Annotated in this window: 5 protein-coding genes; all 5 read left to right on the top strand. The window is 69.3% G+C overall.

The genetic code is table 11. The features are described from left to right. The first annotated feature begins 153 nt into the window (after positions 1 to 153). The 5 genes from VF536_RS06705 to VF536_RS06685 are packed head-to-tail and all read left to right on the top strand — an operon-like array spanning position 154 to position 6,613. Positions 154 to 1,092 (top strand): ABC transporter substrate-binding protein, encoded by a 939-nt coding sequence (locus tag VF536_RS06705; protein WP_331614039.1) that lies wholly within the window; start codon positions 154 to 156, stop codon positions 1,090 to 1,092. Further along, positions 1,092 to 2,633, top strand: a complete 1,542-nt coding sequence (locus VF536_RS06700) for a sugar ABC transporter ATP-binding protein (RefSeq protein ID WP_331614038.1) — start codon at positions 1,092 to 1,094, stop codon at positions 2,631 to 2,633. The genes VF536_RS06705 and VF536_RS06700 overlap by 1 nt, the downstream gene beginning before the upstream one ends. Continuing rightward, entirely contained in the window at positions 2,630 to 3,718 is a 1,089-nt protein-coding gene (locus VF536_RS06695) for an ABC transporter permease (RefSeq protein ID WP_331614037.1), read from the top strand. The genes VF536_RS06700 and VF536_RS06695 overlap by 4 nt, the downstream gene beginning before the upstream one ends. Next, on the top strand, positions 3,715 to 4,719 hold the full coding sequence (gene yjfF, locus VF536_RS06690; protein WP_331614036.1) for a galactofuranose ABC transporter, permease protein YjfF: 1,005 nt from the start codon (positions 3,715 to 3,717) through the stop codon (positions 4,717 to 4,719). The genes VF536_RS06695 and yjfF overlap by 4 nt, the downstream gene beginning before the upstream one ends. Before the next feature lie 40 nt (positions 4,720 to 4,759). Beyond that, positions 4,760 to 6,613 (top strand): glycoside hydrolase family 2 protein, encoded by a 1,854-nt coding sequence (locus VF536_RS06685; RefSeq protein WP_331614035.1) that lies wholly within the window; start codon positions 4,760 to 4,762, stop codon positions 6,611 to 6,613. Positions 6,614 to 6,624 lie beyond the last annotated feature (11 nt).

Raw genomic sequence — 6,624 nt, 5'->3', positions numbered from 1 at the left:
GGAGCTGGCGTCGCGCGCAGCGTCGGACGGACTCCCTCTCCCGCTTGCGGGAGAGGGCGGGGGTGAGGGCCAGCGACCGTCGCAGACAAAGGAGTTTTCATGCGTCAAGCTCGACCGGCGGCACGCCGCCGTTTCGTTCTGGGATCCGTGGCCATGGGTGCGCTCGCCGCGCTCGGCGCGATTCCCGCTGCGTTCGCCGCCGACAAGAAGATCGTCCTCGGCTTCTCCCAGATCGGCGCCGAGTCGGAATGGCGCACCGCCAATTCCGCCTCGATCAAGTCTTCGGCGAAGGAAGCCGGCATCGATCTCAAGTTCGCCGATGCCCAGCAGAAGCAGGAGAACCAGATCAAGGCCTTGCGCGCCTTCATCGCGCAGAAGGTCGATGTGATCGCGCTCTCGCCGGTCGTGGAGACCGGCTGGGGCACGGTGCTGCGTGAGGCGAAAGCCGCCGGCATCCCCGTGATCCTGACCGACCGCACGGTACAGGAGACCGACACCACGCTGTGGGCCACCTTCATGGGCTCCGACTTCGTCGAGGAAGGCCGCCGCGCGGCGAAGTGGCTGACCGACAAGGTCAAGAGCCGTCCTGCCGGCAAGGAGATCCGCATCGTCGAGCTGCAGGGCACCGTCGGCGCGGCGCCGGCACTGGATCGCAAGAAGGGTTTCGAGGAGGGCATCAAGGCCGACCCGCGCCTGAAGATCGTGCGCTCGCAGACCGGCGACTTCAGCCGCGCCAAGGGCAAGGAGGTCATGGAGGCTTTCCTCAAGGCCGAGGGTCGAAACATCGACGTGCTCTACGCGCATAACGACGACATGGCGATCGGCGCGATCCAGGCGATCGAGGAAGCCGGGCTGAAGCCGGCCAAGGACATCCTGATCATCTCCGTCGACGGCGTGAAGGGCGCGTTCCAGGCGATGGTCGCGGGCAAGCTCAACGTGACCGTCGAGTGCAGCCCGCTGCTCGGACCGCAGCTGATGCAGACGGTGAAGGACCTCAAGGCCGGCAAGACCGTGCCGCGCCGCATCGTGACCGAGGAGGGCGTGTTCCCCGCCGAGGTCGCGGCGCAGGAACTGCCCAAGCGGAAGTACTGATGAGCATCGTGCTGGAAGCACGCGGAGTGGCCAAGGCCTTCCGCGGCGTGCCCGCATTGGTCAACGCGGCGCTGACGCTGCGCGCCGGCGAGGTGCAGGTCCTGATGGGGCAGAACGGCGCGGGGAAGTCGACGCTGATCAAGATCCTCGCGGGGGTGCAGGATCGCGATGCAGGCACGATCGCGCTCGACGGCGTGGCCTTCGCCGCGCGCACGCCGCTGGAGGCGCAGCGCGCAGGCATCGCGGTCGTGCATCAGGAAGTCCAGCTCTGCCCGAATCTGTCGGTGGCGGAGAACGTGCTCGCGGGTCGCTTCCCGCGCCGCTGGGGCGGCGTGGCGATCGACTGGCCCAAGGTGCGCGAGGAGGCCGGCGCGGCGCTCGCACGACTCGGCATCCAGGCCGACCTGAGGCGACCGCTCGGCGATCTCCCGGTGGCGGTGCAGCAGATGATCGCCATCGCCCGCGCGCTGCATCAGCAGGCGAGGGTGCTGATCCTCGATGAACCCACCTCGTCCCTCGACGAGGCCGAGACGGCACGGCTGCTCGCCATGATCCGACAGCTCCGCGAAGAAGGCGTCGCCGTGCTGCTCGTCACCCACTTCCTCGACCAGGCCTACGCGGTGGCGGATCGCTTCACGGTGTTCCGCAATGGCGAGTTCGTCGGGGAGCGGCCGGCGTCGGAGCTGCCGCGCATGGAACTCGTGACGCTCATGCTCGGTCGAGAGTTCAGTACTTCCACGGCTGCTGGCCCTCACCCCCCCCCTCGCCCGCCCGCGGGAGAGGGTGGGGGTGAGGGCCCGCGGCCGTCGATCCTCGCCGCCCTTGGGCTTGGGCGCCGTGGCGCGGTCGAGGGCATCGATCTGCACGTGGCTGCCGGAGAAGTGCTGGGCCTGGCGGGCCTGCTCGGCGCCGGCCGGACCGAAACCGCGCGCCTGCTCTTCGGCGCGGATCGCGCCGACGCCGGCGAGATCCGCGTCGACGGCACCGCCGTGCGCCTGCGCAGCCCGCGCGACGCGGTTCGCGCCGGCATGGCCTTCTGCCCGGAAGAACGCAAGGTCGACGGCATCGTCTCCGAGCTGAGCGTGCGCGAGAACATCGTGCTCGCCCTGCAAGCCAGACGCGGCGTCTTCAGAACGCTGACAGGCACCGCGCAACGCGAGCTCGCCCAACGCTTCATCACCCAACTCGGCATCAAGACCGCCGACGCGGAGACGCCCATCGGCCTGCTCTCCGGCGGCAACCAGCAGAAGGCAATCCTCGCGCGCTGGCTCGCGACGACGCCGCGGCTGCTGATCCTCGACGAACCCACCCGCGGCATCGACATCGCCGCGAAGCAGGACCTGATGGATCAGGTGATGTCGCTGTGCCGGCAAGGCATGGCCTTGATCTTCATCTCGTCGGAGCTGCCCGAAGTCCTGCGCGCGAGCGACCGCATCACCGTGCTGCGCGAGCGCCGCCAGGTGGCGGAGCTCGACGCGCGCGGCCTCGACGAGGACCGCCTGCTGTACGTGATGGCGGGCGCCGCGGAGGTCCACGCATGAGCGCCCCCGCCTTCCTGCGTCGCTGGCGGCGTGCCGCGGACGCGGACGCCACCCTCGACGCGCGCGCCCCTCGTCCGAGGCGAGACGCGGACCACCACGCTGGCGCTCGTCACGCCGCCTACGTCCTGCTCGCCCTCTGGACGCTGAACGCGATCCTGAATCCGCAGTTCCTCAGCCTGCGCTGGCAGGACGGCCACGCCTACGGACCGCTGATCGACATCCTGAACCGCGCAGCGCCGCTGATGGTCGTCGCGATGGGCATGACGCTGGTGATCGCGGTGCGCGGGATCGACATCTCGGTCGGCGCGGTGGTTGCGATCGCGGGCGCGGTGGCGGCGTCGCTGGTGACGCACGAGGGCGCCACGATGCCGATGACGGCGGCGATCCTCGGCGCGCTCGGCGCGGCGGCGCTGTGCGGCCTGTTCAACGGCCTGCTCGTCGTCGCCGGCGGCATCCAGCCGATCATCGCGACCTTGATCCTGATGGTCGCAGGCCGCGGCATTGCGCAACTGATCACCGACGGCCAGATCATCACCATCTATCACGAGCCGTATTTCTTCCTCGGCAGCGGCTTTCTGCTGGGACTGCCGTTCGCACCCTGGATCGCTCTCGGCGTCGCCGCGCTGTTCGGCCTGCTGAAGCACCGGACGGCGCTCGGCCTGTTCCTCCAAGCCAGCGGCGCCAACCCGGCTGCCGCACGGCTGGCCGGCGTTCACGCCGCCGGTCTGATGCTGGCGGTCTACATCGCCTGCGGCCTCTGCGCCGGCGTGGCCGGTCTGATGATCAGCGCCAACATCAAGAGCGCCGACGCCAACAACGCGGGGCTGATGCTGGAACTCGACGCGATCCTCGCGGTGGCGCTCGGCGGCACCTCGCTGCTGGGCGGCCGGTTCAGCCTGCGCGGCAGCCTGCTGGGCGCGCTGATCATCCAGACGCTGACGACCAGCATCTACGCGTTGGGCATCGCCCCCGAGGTCACGCTCGTCGTGAAGGCCGCCGTCGTCTTCGCCGTGTCGATCAGTCAGGCGCCGGCGTGGCGCGCCTGGCGCGAGCGCTGGCAGCGGCGCGCGGGAGCGACGTCATGAAGGCGCGCTCCCTCCTCCACGCCCGTTCGCTCGTCCACGCCCGCGACCTGCCGAGTTGGGCCTCCGTGCTGCTGCTGGTCGTCGGCACGCTGGCAGGCGCCTCGGCGTATCCAGGATTGCTGGCCAGCCAGGTCTTGCTGAACCTGCTGATCGACAACGCCTTCCTGCTGGTCGTCGCCGTCGGCATGAGCTTCGTGATCCTGTCCGGCGGCATCGACCTGTCGGTGGGCTCGGTCGTGGCGTTGACGACGATGCTGCTGGCGCTCGGCGTTGAGCGCGCGCACCTGTCGCCACTGGTACTGATTCCGCTGCTGCTGCTCGGCGGCGCCGCGTTCGGTGCCGCGATGGGCGCGGTGATCCACGTCTTTGCGATCCCGCCCTTCATCGTGACGCTCGCCGGGCTCTTCCTCGCGCGTGGGCTCTGCTACCTGCTCAGCGTCGATTCGATCCCCATCACCGATGCGACGCTCACCGCCTGGTCGCAGTCGCGCTGGTCGCTCGGACCGCTCGGCGAGATCACACCGGGCGCTGTCTGCGCGCTCGCCGTGCTCGCGCTGGCGGTGGCCGTGTCGCGGTCCACCCCGTTCGGACGCGCCGTCTTCGCGCTCGGTGGGCAGGAGACCTCCGCTCGCCTCATGGGCCTGCCCGTCGCCGCCACCCGCATCGGCGTCTACGCGCTCAGCGGCGGCTGCGCGGCGCTCGGCGGCGTGCTCTTCGGCATCTACACGCTGTCGGGCTACGGCCTGCACGCGCAGGGACTGGAACTCGACGCGATCGCCGCAGTCGTCATCGGCGGCGCGCTGCTCAGCGGCGGCATCGGCCACGTGCTGGGCGCGCTGACCGGCGTGCTGATGCTGGGCCTGATCCAGACGCTGATCCTGTTCGACGGCACCTTGAGCTCCTGGTGGACCCGCATCGTCATCGGCGCGCTGCTGGGGCTCTTCTGCGGACTGCAGCGCGTGATGGTGCTCTGGCACGGTCGCTCGACGCGACGCGTCTGAATCCCTGAACGTCTTCATCCGAACAACGAGGAACTGATCGATGTCATCGAAGTCTTCCGCCCGGATCGCCGCGATGCTCGCGACGGTCGCCGCCTTCGCAACCACGGCCATGACCGCCACGACTGCGGTGGCCCAGCCCACGCAGGACGCGCAGGCCGTCGTCGCGCCCGCGCCGCATGTGCGCCTGACCACGCCGTGGACCGACGAGGCCCTGAAGGCCGCCGTGCCGTTCCCGGAGTACCCGCGCCCGCAGCTGGTCCGTGCTGAGTGGCTCAACCTCAACGGCCAGTGGGATTACTGGGGCGGGAAGGGCGCGCCGGATGCGCGTCTTGCGCCGAGCGCCGCGCCACGCTTCCCCGAGAAGACCGAGCGCGTCCGCGTGCCGTATCCGGTGGAATCGATGCTCTCCGGCGTCGAGCGCCTGGGCGAGGTGAACCTCTGGTACCGCCGCAGCTTCGAGGTCCCCGCCGCGTGGAAGAGCCAACGTGTCCGCATCAACTTCGGCGCAGTCGATCGTCTCGCCACGATCTACGTCAACGGCACGCGCGTCGGTCAGCACGAGGGCGGCTACACCTCGTTCGGTTTCGACATCACGCCCCTGCTCAAGCCGGGCCGCAACGAGGTGGTCGTCGCCGCCTTCGACCCGAGCACCAACGACGGCACGCTCGGCAAGCAGTCGCTGAAGCCGGGCGGGATCTTCTACACGCCGAGTTCCGGCATCTGGCAGACGGTGTGGCTGGAGCCGGTGGGCCAGGCGCACATCGCGAAGCTCGACATGGCGCCGGTGGTCGGCGAACAGCGACTCGCGCTGACCGTGCGCGTGGGGGAGACGAAGGGACTCCAGGTCGAAGCGGTCGCGCTCAAGGACGGTCAGGTCGTCGGCCGCGTGCGCGGCGCCGCCGACAAGGCGCTCTCGCTGCCCGTGCCGCAGCCGCGGCTGTGGTCGCCCGACGATCCCTTCCTCTACGACCTGAAGGTCACGCTGCGCCGCGACGGCAAGGTGGTCGACCAGGTCGACAGCTACTTCGGCATGCGCAGCATCGAGGTCGGCATGATCGACGGCGTGCCGCGTCCGCTGCTGAACGGCAAGTTCGTCTTTCAGTTCGGCCCGCTGGACCAGGGCTTCTGGCCGGACGGCCTCTACACCGCGCCGACCGACGCCGCCCTGCGCTTCGACCTTGAAGAGACGAAGAAGCTCGGTTTCAACATGGTCCGCAAGCACATCAAGGTGGAGCCGGCGCGCTGGTTCCACTACGCGGACAAGCTCGGCCTGCTGGTGTGGCAGGACATGCCGCAGGCGTGGGATGCGGAGACCGATCTGGCCGTGCGCGCGAAGACCGAGGTCGAGTGGCGCGAGATCGTCGACCAGCTGCGCTCGGAGACGTCCATCGTCACCTGGGTGATCTTCAACGAGAGCTGGGGCGACTTCGAGCACCGCCGCATGGCCGCGCAGTTCCGGGCGATGGATCCGACGCGGCTGATCAATGCGCACTCCGGCATCAACTTCGCGCCGCATGACGAAGGCGGCGGCGACCTGATCGACCTGCACGACTACCCCGGTCCCGCGGCGCCGACCTACCAGCCGTGGCGCATCGCCGTGCTCGGCGAGTACGGCGGCAACAGCCTGAAGGTACCCGGCCACATGTACCGCCCCGAATCGAAGTGCTGCTACCACCTGTTCGACAGCGCGGCCGCGATCAACGACGCCTATGTCGCGCAGATCGACAAGCTGCGCGGCTTCCGCGCGGACAAGGGCTTGAGCGCCGCGATCTACACGGAGACGACGGACGTCGAGGAGGAGCTCAACGGCTTCTTCACCTACGACCGCCGCGTGAAGAAGCTGGACTTCGACCGCGTGAGCAAGGCCAACAAGGCGTTGATCGACGGCCGATGAACGACCGCTTC

Source organism: Roseateles sp., assembly GCF_036486225.1.
Classification (GTDB): Bacteria; Pseudomonadota; Gammaproteobacteria; order Burkholderiales; family Burkholderiaceae_C; genus Roseateles.
This window is presented reverse-complemented; position numbering and strand designations above follow the sequence as displayed.

What these genes read in the sequence shown, in the direction of transcription:
- VF536_RS06705 (WP_331614039.1), top strand. Translation starts at nt 154, where the DNA reads ATGGGTGCGCTCGCCGCGCTCGGCGCGATTCCCGCTGCGTTCGCCGCC.
- VF536_RS06700 (WP_331614038.1), top strand. Translation starts at nt 1,092, where the DNA reads ATGAGCATCGTGCTGGAAGCACGCGGAGTGGCCAAGGCCTTCCGCGGC.
- VF536_RS06695 (WP_331614037.1), top strand. Translation starts at nt 2,630, where the DNA reads ATGAGCGCCCCCGCCTTCCTGCGTCGCTGGCGGCGTGCCGCGGACGCG.
- yjfF (WP_331614036.1), top strand. Translation starts at nt 3,715, where the DNA reads ATGAAGGCGCGCTCCCTCCTCCACGCCCGTTCGCTCGTCCACGCCCGC.
- VF536_RS06685 (WP_331614035.1), top strand. Translation starts at nt 4,760, where the DNA reads ATGTCATCGAAGTCTTCCGCCCGGATCGCCGCGATGCTCGCGACGGTC.